This is a genomic window from Streptomyces orinoci (genome assembly GCF_003121295.1).
In the GTDB taxonomy this organism is placed as follows: domain Bacteria; phylum Actinomycetota; class Actinomycetes; order Streptomycetales; family Streptomycetaceae; genus Streptomyces; species Streptomyces orinoci.
The window spans coordinates 1,414,159-1,429,042 of sequence record NZ_PHNC01000031.1 but is presented as its reverse complement, the minus strand read 5'-3'; the positions used below and the strand labels follow the sequence as shown (position 1 = coordinate 1,429,042).

Annotated in this window: 17 protein-coding genes; 11 read left to right on the top strand and 6 right to left on the bottom strand. The window is 71.3% G+C overall.

Annotation, left to right across the window (positions count from 1 at the left end; all coding sequences use genetic code 11):
• Positions 1–175 precede the first annotated feature (175 nt).
• The 3 genes from tatA to CV755_RS28940 all read left to right on the top strand — a co-directional run bounded on the left by tatA (position 176) and on the right by CV755_RS28940 (position 1,950).
• Positions 176–442 carry a Sec-independent protein translocase subunit TatA gene (gene tatA, locus CV755_RS28950; RefSeq protein WP_109283196.1) on the top strand — a complete coding sequence of 89 codons (267 nt, stop codon included), beginning with the start codon at positions 176–178 and terminating at the stop codon, positions 440–442.
• Between the two features lie 127 nt (positions 443–569).
• Entirely contained in the window at positions 570–1,508 is a 939-nt protein-coding gene (locus CV755_RS28945; RefSeq protein WP_109283195.1) for a beta-ketoacyl-ACP synthase III, read from the top strand.
• Positions 1,509–1,566: 58 nt separating this feature from the next.
• Positions 1,567–1,950: a VOC family protein gene (locus CV755_RS28940; protein ID WP_109283194.1), complete on the top strand. Its 384-nt coding sequence runs from the start codon at positions 1,567–1,569 to the stop codon at positions 1,948–1,950.
• 138 nt (positions 1,951–2,088) lie between these two features.
• Here the strand turns inward: CV755_RS28940 and CV755_RS28935 are convergent, their stop codons facing one another.
• The 3 genes from CV755_RS28935 to CV755_RS28925 all read right to left on the bottom strand — a co-directional run bounded on the left by CV755_RS28935 (position 2,089) and on the right by CV755_RS28925 (position 4,009).
• Positions 2,089–2,712 (bottom strand): helix-turn-helix transcriptional regulator, encoded by a 624-nt coding sequence (locus CV755_RS28935; protein WP_241561434.1) that lies wholly within the window; start codon positions 2,710–2,712, stop codon positions 2,089–2,091.
• Between the two features lie 65 nt (positions 2,713–2,777).
• Positions 2,778–3,002 carry a hypothetical protein gene (locus CV755_RS28930; protein ID WP_109283193.1) on the bottom strand — a complete coding sequence of 75 codons (225 nt, stop codon included), beginning with the start codon at positions 3,000–3,002 and terminating at the stop codon, positions 2,778–2,780.
• 95 nt (positions 3,003–3,097) lie between these two features.
• Positions 3,098–4,009, bottom strand: a complete 912-nt coding sequence (locus CV755_RS28925) for a glutaminase (RefSeq protein ID WP_109283192.1) — start codon at positions 4,007–4,009, stop codon at positions 3,098–3,100.
• A 163-nt stretch (positions 4,010–4,172) separates the two neighbouring features.
• On the opposite strand from CV755_RS28925, the gene CV755_RS28920 reads away from it, so the two are divergent.
• Both CV755_RS28920 and CV755_RS28915 read left to right on the top strand, forming a co-directional pair.
• Positions 4,173–4,787, top strand: coding sequence for an N-acetylmuramoyl-L-alanine amidase (locus tag CV755_RS28920; RefSeq protein ID WP_109283191.1), 615 nt, complete (start codon positions 4,173–4,175; stop codon positions 4,785–4,787).
• 38 nt (positions 4,788–4,825) lie between these two features.
• Positions 4,826–5,743 (top strand): 1-aminocyclopropane-1-carboxylate deaminase/D-cysteine desulfhydrase, encoded by a 918-nt coding sequence (locus tag CV755_RS28915; RefSeq protein WP_109283190.1) that lies wholly within the window; start codon positions 4,826–4,828, stop codon positions 5,741–5,743.
• Here CV755_RS28915 and CV755_RS28910 read toward each other — a convergent pair.
• On the bottom strand, positions 5,725–7,320 hold the full coding sequence (locus tag CV755_RS28910) for a Na+/H+ antiporter (RefSeq protein ID WP_109283189.1): 1,596 nt from the start codon (positions 7,318–7,320) through the stop codon (positions 5,725–5,727). The two genes, CV755_RS28915 and CV755_RS28910, sit on opposite strands and share 19 nt — an antisense overlap.
• Positions 7,321–7,356: 36 nt before the next feature.
• Between CV755_RS28910 and CV755_RS28905 the strand changes: the two genes are divergently transcribed.
• From CV755_RS28905 to CV755_RS28895, 3 genes are all read left to right on the top strand, one after another.
• Positions 7,357–7,617: a UBP-type zinc finger domain-containing protein gene (locus tag CV755_RS28905; RefSeq protein WP_109283188.1), complete on the top strand. Its 261-nt coding sequence runs from the start codon at positions 7,357–7,359 to the stop codon at positions 7,615–7,617.
• A 798-nt stretch (positions 7,618–8,415) separates the two neighbouring features.
• Positions 8,416–8,832 carry an ATP-binding protein gene (locus CV755_RS28900; protein ID WP_109283595.1) on the top strand — a complete coding sequence of 139 codons (417 nt, stop codon included), beginning with the start codon at positions 8,416–8,418 and terminating at the stop codon, positions 8,830–8,832.
• Positions 8,833–8,887: 55 nt separating this feature from the next.
• Positions 8,888–9,772 carry an RNA polymerase sigma factor SigF gene (locus tag CV755_RS28895; RefSeq protein WP_109283593.1) on the top strand — a complete coding sequence of 295 codons (885 nt, stop codon included), beginning with the start codon at positions 8,888–8,890 and terminating at the stop codon, positions 9,770–9,772.
• Positions 9,773–9,796: 24 nt separating this feature from the next.
• Here CV755_RS28895 and CV755_RS28890 read toward each other — a convergent pair whose 3' ends face one another.
• Positions 9,797–10,288 (bottom strand): hypothetical protein, encoded by a 492-nt coding sequence (locus CV755_RS28890; RefSeq protein ID WP_422070598.1) that lies wholly within the window; start codon positions 10,286–10,288, stop codon positions 9,797–9,799.
• A gap of 93 nt (positions 10,289–10,381) precedes the next feature.
• Here CV755_RS28890 and CV755_RS28885 point away from each other — a divergent pair, with 93 nt between their 5' ends.
• Together CV755_RS28885 and CV755_RS28880 are read left to right on the top strand one after the other, a co-directional pair.
• On the top strand, positions 10,382–11,350 hold the full coding sequence (locus CV755_RS28885; RefSeq protein WP_109283186.1) for a diacylglycerol/lipid kinase family protein: 969 nt from the start codon (positions 10,382–10,384) through the stop codon (positions 11,348–11,350).
• Between the two features lie 329 nt (positions 11,351–11,679).
• Entirely contained in the window at positions 11,680–11,937 is a 258-nt protein-coding gene (locus CV755_RS28880) for a WhiB family transcriptional regulator (protein ID WP_004937597.1), read from the top strand.
• 168 nt (positions 11,938–12,105) lie between these two features.
• Here CV755_RS28880 and CV755_RS28875 read toward each other — a convergent pair whose 3' ends face one another.
• Positions 12,106–13,575 (bottom strand): sensor histidine kinase, encoded by a 1,470-nt coding sequence (locus CV755_RS28875; protein ID WP_109283185.1) that lies wholly within the window; start codon positions 13,573–13,575, stop codon positions 12,106–12,108.
• 517 nt (positions 13,576–14,092) lie between these two features.
• Here CV755_RS28875 and nagB point away from each other — a divergent pair.
• Complete coding sequence (nagB, locus tag CV755_RS28870) at positions 14,093–14,878, top strand: glucosamine-6-phosphate deaminase (protein WP_109283184.1); 786 nt, start codon at positions 14,093–14,095, stop codon at positions 14,876–14,878.
• Positions 14,879–14,884 lie beyond the last annotated feature (6 nt).

Genomic DNA, 14,884 nt, shown 5'->3' with positions numbered 1-14,884 from the left:
CCTGCCCGTCATTCTGCGCGACCTCATCCGCTCCGGGGGTCATCCCGTCGTTCCCCTACGTATAGACGGATGACCACTGCTTTTGGTTGTCAGGTTGCGCAATCTAGCAAGTATGGTGAAAGCACCGATGCGGGCATCCAAGTAGCTCCAAGCGGCCGAGAAAGTGGGGACACACATGCTGCGCAACGCCCTGGAACCCTGGCACCTCCTGGTGGTTGTGCTGATCGTGGTCGTCGTCTTCGGCTCCAAGAAGCTGCCGGACGCGGCGCGGGCGCTCGGCAAGTCCATGCGCATCCTCAAGAGCGAGGCCAAGGCGATGAAGAACGACGGCGGAACCGCTGCCGCCGCGGCCTCCGCGTCGGAGGAGACGGCCGCGGACAAGGCGGCGGACAAGGCCGGGGAGAAGGTCCACACCGGCACCGTGGTGGACGGCTCGCACTAGGCGCGCGGCGGGCGCTGTGGGGTGCGCCCAGTATTCCGGCCGGAACATTGGTCGTTCTCGCACCTGATCCCGGCGGTGGTCCATCAACACTGGTGGTTCCGGATCACGCGCGCAGGAGGAACCACCGATGTCCGGGTCTCGTGTTCTGGCCCTGGGCCACTACCAGCCCGCCAGGGTTCTCACCAATGACGAACTGGCGGGGATGGTCGATACCAGCGACGAATGGATCCGCTCCCGGGTCGGCATCCGCACCCGCCGGGTGGCCGGCGCGGAGGAGACCGTTGACTTCATGGCCGCCGAGGCGGCGGCCAAGGCGCTGGCCGCGGCGGGGCTGGCCCGCGAGGAGATCGACCTGGTGCTGGTCGCCACCTGCACCGCGGTGGACCGCAGCCCCAATACCGCGGCCCGGGTGGCCGCCCGGCTGCGGCTGCCCTCGCCCGCGGTGATGGACGTCAATGTGGTCTGCTCCGGCTTCACCCACGCCCTGGCCAGCGCGGACCATGCGATTCGCGCCGGGGCGGCGAGGAACGCGCTGGTCATCGGGGTGGAGAAGTTCACCTCGGTCACCGACTGGACCGACCGCACCACCTGTGTGCTGGTCGGCGACGGCGCGGGCGCGGCGGTGGTCTCCGCGGCCGAGGAGGCCGGCATCGGCCCCGTGCTGTGGGGCTCGGTCCCGGAGATGGGCCATGCGGTACGCATCGAGGGCTCGCCCTCGGTGTTCGCCCAGGAGGGCCAGTCCGTCTACCGCTGGGCCACCACCCAGCTGCCGCCCATCGCCCGCGAGGTGTGCCTGCGGGCCGGAATCGAGCCGGCGGAGCTGGCGGCAGTGGTGCTGCACCAGGCCAATCTGCGCATCATCGAGCCGGTGGCGCGCAAGCTGGGCGCGGTCAACGCGGTGATCGCCACCGATGTCACCGAGTCCGGCAACACCTCGGCAGCCAGCATCCCGCTCGCCCTGTCCAAGCTGGTCGAACGCGGCGAGGTGGCGTCGGGAGCGCCGGTGCTGCTGTTCGGCTTCGGCGGGAACCTGTCGTATGCGGGGCAGGTCATCCGCTGCCCTTGAGCGGCGGCTGTCCGAAACGTTCAAGACGGGGCGGCCGCCGGGTGCCTAGCCTCGCCGTATGACACCTCGCTTCGACGCCATCGGCATCGTGGTCTCCGACATGGCCGCCTCGCTCGCCTTCTACCGCCGCCTCGGCCTGGACCTGCCGCCCGGGGCCGATAAGGAACCGCATGTGGAGGCTGCCCTGCCGGGCGGCCTCCGGCTGATGTGGGACAGCGCGGCAGCCCTGGACGAGGCCCCGCCACCGCCCGGTCCGGGGCGGCTCGGTCTGGCGTTTCTGTGTGACGGACCGGAAGAAGTGGACCGGGTTTACGGGGAGTTGACGGGCGCCGGTTACGAGGGGGTGCGGGCGCCATGGGATGCGTTTTGGGGGCAGCGGTATGCGGTGGTCCGGGATCCGGATGGTAATGGGGTTGATCTTTTCGCCCCGCTGGGGCGCTAGTTGCGTTTGAGCCGCGTTGCGCCCACCGGGCCGTCTGCCGGCGACTCTTGCCGGTCGGCCGCGGGCCGTGCGTGGCCGGTCGCGCCCACGCGGCGGAGCCGCATGATGTCGCGGCCCCGCGCCCCTGAGGGGGCACCCTCAGGGGATGAGTTCGCGCAGGGGGACGCCCGTCAAGGCCCTGATTTCGCGGGCCAGATGGGACTGGTCGGCGTAGCCGCAGGTGGTGGCCAGTTGGGCGAAGGGGTGGCCGGCGCGGGCCAGGGTCAGGGCCTGGCGCATGCGGAGTATCCGGGTCAGCATCTTGGGTCCGTAGCCGAAGACTTGCAGGCTGTGCCGGTGCAACCGGCGTTCGCCCACGCCGAGTTGGGCGGCCAGGGCGGATACCGGCCGGCCCCGGCGGGCGCCCGCGAGGAGGCCGGCGGTCAGCGGATCGCGGCCCGGCCAGGGCGCGTCCTCCGCCGGGCGCAGGGCCTCTTCCAGGGCACGTCCCGGGGCCGTGGATTCCGCCATGCGCTGGTGGAGCGGGCGCACCCGGTGTTCCGGCCATAGGTCGGCCAGTGGTACCCGGAGGTCGCGTAGTTCCGCGGCGGGTACGCCCAGCAGGGCGGGGCCGGTGCCGGGGGCGAGGCGTACTCCGGTGGCGGTGCCGCCGGGGGCGCCGGTCACCAGGTGAGCGCCGGTGTCCGGGCCCGCCACCAGCAGCCGTTCACCGGTCCAGATGAGGTCCAGGCAGCCGTCCGGGAGGACGCGCAGGGGCGTCACGGAGGCCGTCCGTGTCCACACCACCGCCCCGGGGATGGCCCGGGAGGGACGTTCGCGGTGGTCCACTACGGCGACTCGCGGAGAAAGAGCGCCCCACAGGAGTGACAGATCGGCACCTTGCCGGTGCCCCAGAGGTCCACCGAGCGGACCGCCGAGGCGGGGTCCAGATCCCGGCCGCACATGGCCCTGGCACCCTCCTCCGGGCGCACCACATGCCAGGTCTTGACCGCCGGGTCCTCGTCGGCCGGGGAGCTGCCGGCCGCGTACTCGGCTCGCAACTCGTGTTCCATGTGCCCACCTCCTGGTGTCCTCGCACCCACGATGCGCCACCGCTTCGCGCCCTGCCACCGCGCCCGGGGTGCCGGAACGGTCCCCGCAACGGCGCCTAGAACACCGACCATCCGGTGAGGGTGGTGAAGTGGTCGAGCGCGGCCACTCCGGCCACCGAGTTGCCCCGGGAGTCCAGGCCGGGGCTCCAGACGCACAGGGTGCAGCGGCCCGGTATCACGGCGATGATGCCGCCGCCCACTCCGCTTTTGCCCGGCAGGCCCACCCGGTAGGCGAAGTCGCCGGCCGCGTCATAGGTTCCGCAGGTCAGCATGACCGCGTTGATCTGCTTGGCCTCCCGGCGGGGCAGCAGCCGGCTGCCGTCCGTGCGCAGTCCGTGCCGGGCCAGGAACCCGCTGGCCAGGGCCAGGTCGCGGCAGCTCATCTCGATGGAGCACTGCCAGAAGTAGTGCTCCAGCACCGTGGGCACCGGGTTGTCGAGGTTGCCGTAGCTGGCCATGAAGTGGGCCAGGGCGGCATTGCGGTCGCCGTGTTCGGACTCGGACCGGGCCACCTCGGGGTCGAAGGACACCTCGGGGTTGCCGCTCTCGGCCCGCAGGAACTCCAGCAGGGTGGTGCTGGCGTCCCCGGTGAGGGTCTGCAGCCGGTCGGTGACCACCAGGGCGCCCGCGTTGATAAAGGGATTGCGCGGGATGCCGTTCTCGTATTCGAGCTGCACCAGGGAGTTGAAGGCGTTTCCGGACGGTTCGGTGCCGACCCGTTCCCAGATCAGGTCGCCGCCCTCGGCGAGCACCAGGGCGAGTCCGAAGGCCTTGGAGATGGACTGTACGGAGAACGGCCGCTCCCAGTCCCCCACGCCGTACAGCCCGCCGTCCACATCGGCGACGGCCATGCCGAACTGGCCGGTGTCCACCCCGGCCAGCGCCGGGATGTAGTCGGCCGCCTGGCCCCGGCCGACCAGCGGGCGGGCGAAGGCGGCGACCTCCTCTAGTACGGCCTGGTAGTCCACGTCCTTGTGTCCTCGCGCTGTCGGTACCGGCTGGCTGCTCCGGCACTCGGCCGAATCGGCTCGCACGATATCCGAACACCCGGACCACCTGCGAACTTTTCGGTACAACAGGGCCATTGTCCCCACCCGCCATCTCCCTCACCCGCCGTTACAGGAGACCGCCATGGCCCCGCCGTTGTCCGCGAGCGACTTCCTCTCCGCGCTCCGGGGCGCGGGCTGCGCCGTGCGCGAGGTGCCCGGCTGGCGCACCCACAACCGGGCGGGCCATGGCCCCTGGGGCCCGGTGCACGGCATCGTGGTCCACCACACCGCCACCAGCGGCACCACGGACACCGTCCGGCTCTGCCGGGACGGCCGGGAGGGGCTGCCCGGCCCGCTGTGCCATGGCGTGATCGCCAAGGACGGCACCATCCATCTGGTGGGCCACGGCCGGGCCAATCACGCGGGCCGCGGGGACTCGGACGTCCTGCGGGCGGTGATCGAGGAGCGTCCGCTGCCCCCGGTGCACAAGGCGGACGCGGATGGCAACACCCACTTCTACGGCCTGGAGTGCGTCAACCTGGGCGACGGCCGGGACCCCTGGCCGGCGGACCAGCTGGCGGCAATCGCCCGTACCGCGGCCGCCCTCTGCCGCCGCCATGGCTGGACCGAGCGCTCGGTGATCGGCCACCGCGAGTGGCGGCCGGGCAAGGTGGACCCCACCGGCTTCACCATGGACCGGCTGCGCGCCCGGGTCCGGGACCGGCTGGCCGGGCACCCGGCCGCCCCGCCGGAGTGAGCGGCGCCGGGTGACGATGGACGGGTGACAATGGACGGGTGACCAGCCCCGCCGCCGCCCTGGCCGCCCTGCGGCCCCGTCTGCCCTCCCCGCTCACCGAGGTCGCGGACGACCGGTTCACCCGGCGCGGGGTGCGGCTGCTGCTCAAGCGGGACGACCTGATACACCCCGAGCTGCCGGGCAACAAATGGCGCAAGCTGGAGCCCAATCTGCTGGCCGCCGCCGAGGCCGGGCGGCGCACCCTGCTCACCTTCGGCGGCGCCTACTCCAACCATCTGCGGGCCACCGCCGCCGCCGGACGGCTGCTGGGTTTCCGCACCATCGGGGTGGTACGCGGCGAGGAGCTGGCCGGCCGCCCGCTCAACCCCTCGCTGGCCCGCTGCGCGGCCGACGGCATGGAGCTGCGCTTCATCGACCGCGCCACCTACCGGCGCAAGGCCGAGCCCGAGGTGCTGGCCGCCCTGGTGCCCGAGGACTGCCTGGTCATCCCGGAGGGCGGCAGCAACGCGGCGGCCGCCCGCGGCTGTACGGCGCTGGGGCGTGAACTGCGCGGCGCCGCCGAAGTGGTGGCGGTGGCCTGTGGTACCGGCGGCACCCTCGCCGGGCTGGCCGCGGGGCTGGCCGCGGACCAGCGGGCGATCGGTTTCCCGGTGCTCAAGGGCGGGTTCCTGGGCGCCGAGGTGGAGCGGCTGCAGCGGGCGGCCTTCGGCGGGCGGCGCGGGAACTGGCGGCTGGAGGAGCGCTTCCACTGCGGGGGCTATGCCCGTACCTCTCCCGAACTGGAGGAGTTCTCCAGGGAGTTCGGAGAACTGCACGATATCGGCCTGGAACGGCTTTATGTCGCCAAGGCGTTGTACGGGGTGACCACGCTGCTGCGGGAGGGCGCGTTCGCCCCGGGCACCTCGGTGGCCGTGGTGGTCACCGGGGCCGCGGACTACTACTCCTCCTCCCGGTAGGCCGCCGCCTCCTCGAAGTCCAGCCGCCGTAGCAGCGTACGCAGCATCTCGTCGTCGATCCGCCGGGCGTCCCGCAGTGCCACAAAGACCGCGCGCTCCGCGCCGATCACCTCCCGGGTCAGCCGCCGGTAGGTGGCGTCCACCGACTCCCCGGTGACCTGGTGCACCGCGCCCAGCCGCTCCCAGACCGCGTTGCGGCGCCGTTCCAGCACCGCCCGCAGCCGGTCGGCCAGCGGCTGCGGCAGGGCGTTGCGCTCGTCCGCCAGCAGTTCCTCCAGGCGGCGTTCGGCGGCCAGCGAGGCCTCGCTCTGCGCCTGGGCCTCCACCAGGGTCTCGGCCTGCTCGTCCCGGCCGGGCAGGCGCAGCGCCCGGATCAGCGGCGGCAGCGTCAGGCCCTGCACCACCAGGGTGCCGATCACCGTGCCGAAGGTCAGGAAGAGGATCAGGTTCCGGGCCGGGAAGGGACTGCCGTGGTGGGCGGTGACCGGGATCGCGAAGGCGATGGCCAGGGATACCACCCCGCGCATCCCGGCCCAGCCGACTACCACCACGCCCCGGGCGTCGGTGTCCGGCTCGCGCTCGCGGATCCGGGCGGACAGCGCCCGGGGCAGGAAGGTCGCCGGGAAGACCCAGAGGAAGCGTGAGACGACCACCGCCAGGAAGACCGCCAGCGCGTACCACAGGGCCTGCCCCAGGCCATAGGCGCCAAGTCCCCTGAGTACCACCGGCAGTTGCAGGCCGATCAGGGCGAACACCACTGATTCCAGGATGAAGGAGACCATCCGCCACACCGCCTCCTCCTGGAGCCGGGTGGCGAAGTCCACCTGCCAGGCCCGGTGTCCCAGGTACAGGCCGACCACCACCACCGCCAACACCCCGGAGGCGCCCAGCTGTTCGGCGGCGGCGTAGGCGGCGAAGGGGATCAGCAGCGACAGGGTGTTCTGCAGCAGCGGGTCACGCAGCCGCTTGCGCAGCCAGTGCAGCGGCACCATCAGCACCAGCCCGGTCGCGATGCCGCCCAGCGCCGCCATGGCGAACTCCCCGATGCCCTGGGCCCAGCCGACGCCGGTCCCCACCACCGCGGCCAGCGCCACCTTGTAGGCGGTGATCGCGGTGGCGTCGTTCACCAGCGACTCGCCCTGCAGGATGGTGGTGATCCTGGAGGGCAGCCCCAGTCGGCGGGCGATGGCGGTGGCGGCCACCGCGTCCGGCGGGGCCACCACCGCGCCCAGCACCAGGGCGGCGGGCAGCGGCAGTCCGGGCACCACCAGATAGGCCGCCCAGCCCACGGCCAGCGTGGCGAACAGCACATAGCCGACGGACAGCAGCGCCACCGGACGCAGATTGGCACGCAGGTCGAGATAGGAACTCTCCAGGGCGGCGGTGTGCAGCAGCGGGGGCAGCAACAGCGGGAGCACCACCTCGGGTTGGAGTGCATAGCCGGGCACTCCGGGCAGATACGAGGCCACCAGGCCGGCCGCGACCAGCAGCAGCGGCGCGGGCACCGGGGTGCGCCGGGCCGCCCCGGCGATCGCCGCACTGACCGCGACCAGCAACAGCAGGGGCATGACGTCCATGGCGGCTCCTCGGCTGGGCGCTCTAACCTGGCAATCATGATCGACTGTTCCCACCTCGCGGGGCTGCCGCGCCCCGAACCGGCGCCGCTGAGCGCCACCTGCGAAGGCTGCGCGGCGGACGGCGGCCACCCGGTGCAGCTGCGCCTGTGCCTGGTGTGCGGACACGTCGGCTGCTGTGACTCCTCGGCGGGGCGGCATGCCACGGCCCACTTCGAGGAGACCGGGCACGCGGTGATGCGCAGCTTCGAGCCGGGACAGAACTGGCGCTGGTGCTATGTGGACGCGCACCTGGTATGAGCGGCCCCATTTTCCGGGTCACATGTCACGTGCGGGTCGTCTTTGGCTGGTCGCGCCCACGCGGCGGAGCCGCATGCCGCAGCCGCCCCGCGCCCCCGACGGGGCGCCCCAAGAGCCATTGGACATGCCCTACCATGCCCGCATGATCCGTGAACTCGCCACGCTGCAAGGGGCGCTGGGGCATGGGCAGGATGCGCACGGCGGCGTGCCGGGCGCGTCCTCGGGCCTCCGCGCCGATAGCGGAGAGTGACGATGCCGGTGGCCGGGACGCCCGTACGGAAGCCGAACCGGTCGGCCGGGCCGCCCCGTTCCCGAGGTCTTCGCTACACAGCGAAATCTCTCGCGCCGGATGGGGAAGGGCCCTTACCCGGGCTGCGGGCGTCGGCGGCGCGTCCGCCGTGCCGACCGTCCTTGATCGCGCCCGGCGCCGTTTCACGTGGTCAGTGCGGGACCGGGACGAATCCCCCGCCACGGCCACCGCTCCCATCGGGGGCCGGGCGACGATGGATTGAGCTCTTCGGCACTTCTGCGGAGAAGCCCTTGCGGCACTCGCGCAGAGTGACGAAAATCCCAACAGGGCGACTTCTCTTTCGATTTGGGACCGCAGACCCCTAGCCACGTTCCGTACTCATGGGTTTACCATGAGTGACAGTCGCGGGGTTGCGGCAGGGATCCACAGATCGCGATAGCGTCGCAGCCGGAAATGTGCCGCGGCGGCCTGTGTCACCCTTCGACGGAGGGGAACGGGGGCCGACGCTCATAACAGCTCAAGAAGCTTGTGCCACCTTGGAGGTGAGGGTGTCCCCAATCGCAGGCGCGCCTGGGACGACCCAGGACTTCGTGGAAGTCCGGCTGCCCGCTGCGGGTGCCTACCTGTCGGTGCTACGAACGGCCACCGCCGGTCTCGCGGCCCGACTGGACTTCACCCTCGACGAAATCGAGGACTTGCGCATCGCCGTGGACGAGGCATGCGCCATCCTCCTGCAACAGGCCGTTCCCGGGTCCGTGCTCAGCTGCGTCTTCCGACTCGTCGGTGACGCCCTCAGGGTGACCGTCTCGGCACCCACCACGGACGGCCGCGCACCCGAGCGCGACACCTTCGCCTGGACGGTGCTCTCCGCACTGGCCGGCGAGGTTGACTCCACCGTCGCGGACGACCGTACGGTCAGCATCAGCCTGCACAAGAAGCGCGGCGCCGGCCCCGGACAGCCGTGACGGAAGAGGGGGCTCCGTGAGTACTGCATCGTCGCGGGAAGTGCGTACCCCGGCCATCCCGCAGCAGCCCGCCCGGAACGGTTCGGGAAGCGCCGCGGCCCTGGAGCCGGACCAGGCGAGTGACCCACCGGAGCGGGCGGACCACATGGACCAGTACCAGCACCACACCGGGCAGCGCCCCGATCCGCAGGACCGCAGCGGAGCCCGGGCCCTGTTCGTGGAGCTGCGTGCCCTGCCCATGGGGTCACCCGAGCGGGCCGAGCTGCGCAACCACCTGGTGCGGATGCATCTGCCGCTGGTGGAGCACCTGGCCCGGCGGTTCCGCAACCGGGGCGAGCCGCTGGACGATCTGACCCAGGTCGCCACCATCGGCCTGATCAAGTCGGTGGACCGGTTCGACCCCGACCGCGGCGTGGAGTTCTCCACCTATGCCACCCCCACGGTGGTGGGCGAGATCAAGCGCCACTTCCGGGACAAGGGCTGGGCGGTGCGGGTGCCGCGCCGGCTTCAGGAGCTGCGGCTGTCGCTGACCACCGCCACCGCGGAGCTCTCCCAGCGGCACGGCCGCGCGCCCACCGTGCATGAGCTCGCCGAGCACCTGGGCATCTCGGAGGAGGAGGTGCTGGAGGGGCTGGAGTCCGCCAACGCCTACAGCACGCTCTCCCTGGATGTGCCGGACACCGACGACGAGTCCCCGGCGGTGGCCGACACCCTGGGCGCCGAGGACGAGGCGCTGGAGGGCGTGGAGTACCGGGAGTCCCTCAAGCCGCTGCTGGAGGACCTGCCGCCTCGGGAGAAGAAGATCCTGCTGCTGCGGTTCTTCGGCAATATGACCCAGTCCCAGATCGCCCAGGAGGTGGGCATCTCCCAGATGCATGTCTCCCGGCTGCTGGCCCGCACGCTGGCCCAGCTCAGGGACCGGCTGCTGGTCGAGGAGTGAGCGCCGGGCCGGTCCCCGGGGGGTTCAGTCCTCGCGCGGGCCGATGCCCAGCGCCTCGGTCGCCGTGGGGTTCACCAGCAGTACCAGGGTGACCACGGCGGCCAGCGCCAGGGCCGCGCCCGCCGCGATCAGCGCTCCGCCGCCGTTGCAGAAGGTCCAGGCCACCGGCAGCGCCATCAGCTGAGTGATGATCGCCGGGCCCCGGCTCCAGCGCCGCAGCAGCCACAGCCCGCGCGCCGCCACCAGCGGCAGGGCGGCCAGCACCAGCACCGTCACCCCGGCGGTCAGCGCCTGGCGCAGGCTGTCCGGCTTGCTCAGCAGCGCCATGGCCAGCAGATAGATCCCGCTGCCGGCCAGTGCCACCCCCTCCACTGCGGTCAGCGCCGCGGCGCCGGTCAGGCGCGGCGGCCGGGGGCCGGTGGGCACGGATCCGGGCCGGGCCCGGCCGGCGGCCGTTTCAGCGGATCGGTCGGCGGCCGTTCCGGCGGATTTCGACGAGGACTGCTTGCTGCTCACCCTTGCAGGGTAGCCCCGCCACCACCGTCCCCCGCGGTCGATCGGCCGGGCCGGAGATGAGGCGTGTACCCACAAGTAGGTAGGCTGGCGCGCATGCGTGCGCTTCTTGTGGTCAACCCTTCGGCCACCACCACCAGTGCCCGTACGCGTGATGTCCTGGTGCACGCGCTCGCCAGCGACCTCAAACTGGAGGTCGCCACCACCGAGTACCGGGGCCACGCCCGCGATCTGGCGCGGGCCGCCGCGGAGAGCGGCAACACCGAGCTGGTGGTCGCCCTCGGCGGGGACGGCACCGTCAATGAGGTGGTCAACGGCCTGCTGCACCGGGGCCCCGACCCGGAGGGCCTGCCCCGGCTGGCGGTGGTGCCCGGCGGCTCCACCAATGTCTTCGCCCGGGCCCTGGGCCTGCCCAATGATGTGGTCGAGGCCACCGGCGCCCTGCTGGACGCGCTGCGCGAGGGCAGCGAGCGCACCGTGGGCCTGGGCCATGCGGCCGGCACCCCCGGCTCCCAGGACGAGGGGGTCCCCCCGCGCTGGTTCACCTTCTGCGCGGGCTTCGGCTTCGACGCCGGTGTGGTGGGCCGGGTCGAGCAGCAACGGGAGCGCGGCAAGCGTTCGACGCACTCCCTGTATGTGCGACAGGTGATGCGTCAGTTCTTCGGTGAGCCGGACCGCAGACATGGCACGATCACCCTCGAACGGCCGGGCGGGGAGCCACTCGAGAATCTCGTCATGTCGATAATCTGCAATACCGCGCCCTGGACCTATCTGGGCAACCGGCCGCTCTACGCGCTGCCCCAGGCGTCCTTCGACACCGCCCTTGACGTGCTGGGACTCACCAAGCTGAGCACTCTGACGGCCGGCCGCTACGGCCGGCAGCTGCTGGCCTCCAGCCCCGAGCGCGGACCACAGGGCAAACACGCGGTGTCGCTGCACGACCTGACGGACTTCACCTTGCATTCGCAGGTGCCGCTGCCCTTCCAGATGGACGGTGACCACCTGGGACTGCGTACCAGCGTGACGTTCACAGGCGTTCGGCGAGCACTGCGTGTGATTGTGTGAGTGACGAGGGCGAAAGTCCTTCCACTCGAACGTTTAGGCTGGGTTCCACCCCCTGGAAGTACGGCTGTGACCTAGCCGACACCGAGGAATCAAAAAAAACTTTCCAGAAGGGGTTGTATCCGCCGCCGAGGTTTGCGAGTCTCTTCTTGGCGATCGGGACGGCCGCTCATCTCGGCTCCCTGAATTGCCCGAACCCCCTCTCACTTACCTGGACCGCACCAGTCTTAGGACTGGAGGTCGGCCCTTCCCTTGCGGGGGGATTCGTGAAAGCGTTCACATTCACAAGCAACGTAGCAACGTAGCCGCAATTACGAGGAGATGGAGCAGCCATGGACTGGCGTCACAACGCCGTTTGCCGCGAGGAAGACCCCGAGCTGTTCTTCCCCATCGGCAACACCGGTCCTGCGCTGCTGCAGATCGAGGAAGCCAAGGCCGTCTGCCGTCGCTGCCCCGTGATGGAGCAGTGCCTGCAGTGGGCGCTCGAGTCCGGCCAGGACTCCGGCGTCTGGGGTGGCCTCAGCGAGGACGAGCGCCGCGCCATGAAGCGCCGCGCCGCTCGCAACCGGGCGCGCAACGCGACCGCCTGACGCCACCTGTCTGACGACTGCCCTCGCCCCCCGAGCCGCAGCGCGCAGTATCCCCCGTGCTGAGCACGCGACAGCTTTGAGCCCCGGATCTCTTTGAGGTCCGGGGCTCAGTGCTGTGCGCCGCCGGGCCGCGGCCGGCAACGAAACGGCTACGGTTTCTCCGCACCGCTACGGTTTCTCCGCCCGTACCGGAATGTCCAGCACCACCCTGGTGCCGCGCTCGGTGGCCGGCCGCATATCGAAGGTGCCGCCCAACTCCCCCTCCACCAGCGTCCGGACGATCTGCAGCCCCAGGTTCCCCGCGCGCTGCGGATCGAAGCCCTCGGGCAGGCCCCGCCCGTCGTCCTGGACGGAGATCAGCAACCGGGCGTCCGTCCGGCTGCCGCCGCGCACCGCGGTGACCTCGACGGTGCCCCGCTCCCCCGCCCCGAACCCATGCTCCAGCGCGTTCTGCAGCAACTCGGTCAGCACCATGGACAGCGGAGTGGCGACCTCGGCGTCCAGGATTCCGAAGCGGCCCGTCCGCCGGGTGGTCACCCGGCCCGGGGAGATCTCGGAAACCATGGCCAGCACCCGGTCGGCGATTTCGTCGAACTCCACCCGCTCGTCAAGGTTCTGCGACAGCGTTTCATGGACGATCGCAATGGAGCCGACCCGGCGGACCGCCTCCTCCAGCGCCTCCCGGCCCTCCGCCGAGGAGATCCGGCGGGCCTGGAGGCGCAGCAGGGCGGCCACGGTCTGCAAATTGTTCTTCACCCGGTGATGGATCTCCCGGATGGTGGCGTCCTTGGTGATCAATTCCCGCTCGCGGCGCCGCAGTTCGGTCACATCGCGCAGCAGCACCAGTGAACCGATGTGATTTCCCTTGGGTTTGAGGGGAATCGCCCGCAGTTGGATGACTCCGCCATTGGCCTCCACCTCGAATTCCCGGGGTGCCCAGCCGCTGGCGAGTTTGGCCAGGCCCTCGTCCACCGGGCCCCGGGAGGGTGCCAACTGAGCGGTGGTCTCGCCCAGATGATGCCCCACGAGGTCGGCGGCCAGCCCCAGCCGGTGGTAGGCGGAGAGCGCATTGGGGCTGGCGTACTGGACGATGCCGTCCGCATCCAGCCGGATCAGTCCGTCACCGGCCCGTGGCGAGGCGTCCATGTCGACTTGTTGCCCAGGGAAGGGAAAGGCCCCGGCGGCGATCATCTGGGCGAGGTCGGAGGCGCTCTGCAGATAGGTGAGCTCCAGCCGGCTGGGGGTGCGCACGGTCAGCAGATTGGTATTGCGGGCGATCACTCCCAGCACCCGGCCCTCCCGGCGGACCGGGATGGACTCCACCCGCACCGGCACCTCCTCGCGCCACTCCGGATCGCCCTCGCGCACAATCCGCCCCTCGTCCAGGGCGGCGTCCAGCATGGGGCGGCGGCCGCGCGGCACCAGATGGCCGACCATGTCGTTCTGGTACGAGGTGGGGCCGGTGTTGGGACGCATCTGGGCGACCGAGACATAGCGGGTGCCGTCCATGGTGGGGATCCACAGCACCAGGTCGGCGAAGGAGAGGTCGGAGAGCAGCTGCCACTCCGAGACCAGCAGATGGAGCCACTCCAGGTCGGAGTCGTCGAGGGTGGTGTGCTGGCGTACGAGGTCGTTCATGGAGGGCACGTCTGTGAGCCTAGTTCCTCTCCCCCGGCTCCGCCGACGGCGGTGGTGCGGCTCCGCCGACGGCCGGTGGTACGGCTCCGCCGAAGCGGTGGTGCCGGAGGGTCGGGTGCCGCTTTCCGGCCGTGCACGGGCATGGACAGCCAGGAATGGTCTAGTCCACAATGTGCGCACGGCTTCCGCTCTCCCCGCACCGGAGGGCGGATCGAGGCCCGGCGCTCTCTGCCCTGACCGCGCCCGGCCTCCGCTCGGCCGCTCCCCGCCCCGGGGCCCGCACACCCCGTTCCGGCGGACCGGCCGATATCGCTCCGGGCTGCGGTGCGGGCCGGGTTGAGGGTCCCGGTCAGCACCGCGGCCCCGAGTCGGCCTCCGGTGCGCGACCGGTCCGGCCGGCCCCCCGTGAGCCAACTGCCTTGGCATGCCCCGCCATCCGGAGACCGGGCCGGACGCCTCTGTTAGATTGGTCTATACCACCGTCGAAGACCCACCTTCAAGATCGGCAGGCCCCAGCGTGGAAGTTGTCATCGTCCCGGACGCCAAGGCAGGCGGCGAGCTCATCGCGGAGGCCATCGCCGCCCTGCTGCGCCGTAAGCCCGACGCCCTGCTCGGGGTGGCCACCGGCTCCACCCCGCTGCCCGTCTATCAGGCGCTTCAGGCCAAGGTCCGGTCGGGCGCCGTGGACCCCTCGCGGGCCCGCATCTGCCAGCTCGACGAATATGTCGGGCTGCCCGCCGACCACCCGGAGTCCTACCGCTCCACGGTGCTGCGCCAGGTGGTGGAGCCGCTGGGGCTGACCGTGGACTCCTTTATGGGCCCGGATGGCACGGCCGAGGACGTCCAGGGCGCCTGTGACGCCTATGACCGGGCGCTGGCCGAGGCCGGCGGGGTGGACCTGCAGCTGCTGGGCATCGGCACCGACGGGCACATCGGCTTCAATGAGCCCTGCTCCTCGCTGGCCTCGCGCACCCGGATCAAGACCCTCACCGAGCAGACCCGGGTGGACAACGCCCGCTTCTTCGACGGCGACATCGACCAGGTGCCGCACCATGTCATCACCCAGGGCATCGGCACCATCCTGGAGGCCCGGCATCTGGTGCTGCTGGCCACGGGGGCGGGCAAGGCGGATGCGGTGGCGGCGTCGGTGGAGGGGCCGGTCTCCGCGCTGGTGCCGGCGTCGGCGCTCCAGTTGCATCCGCATGCGACGGTGGTGGTCGATGAGGCGGCCGCCGCGAAGTTGAAGCTCGCGGACTACTTCCGCGCTACCTATGCGGCGAAGCCGGCCTGGCAGGGGTTGTAGTTCGCG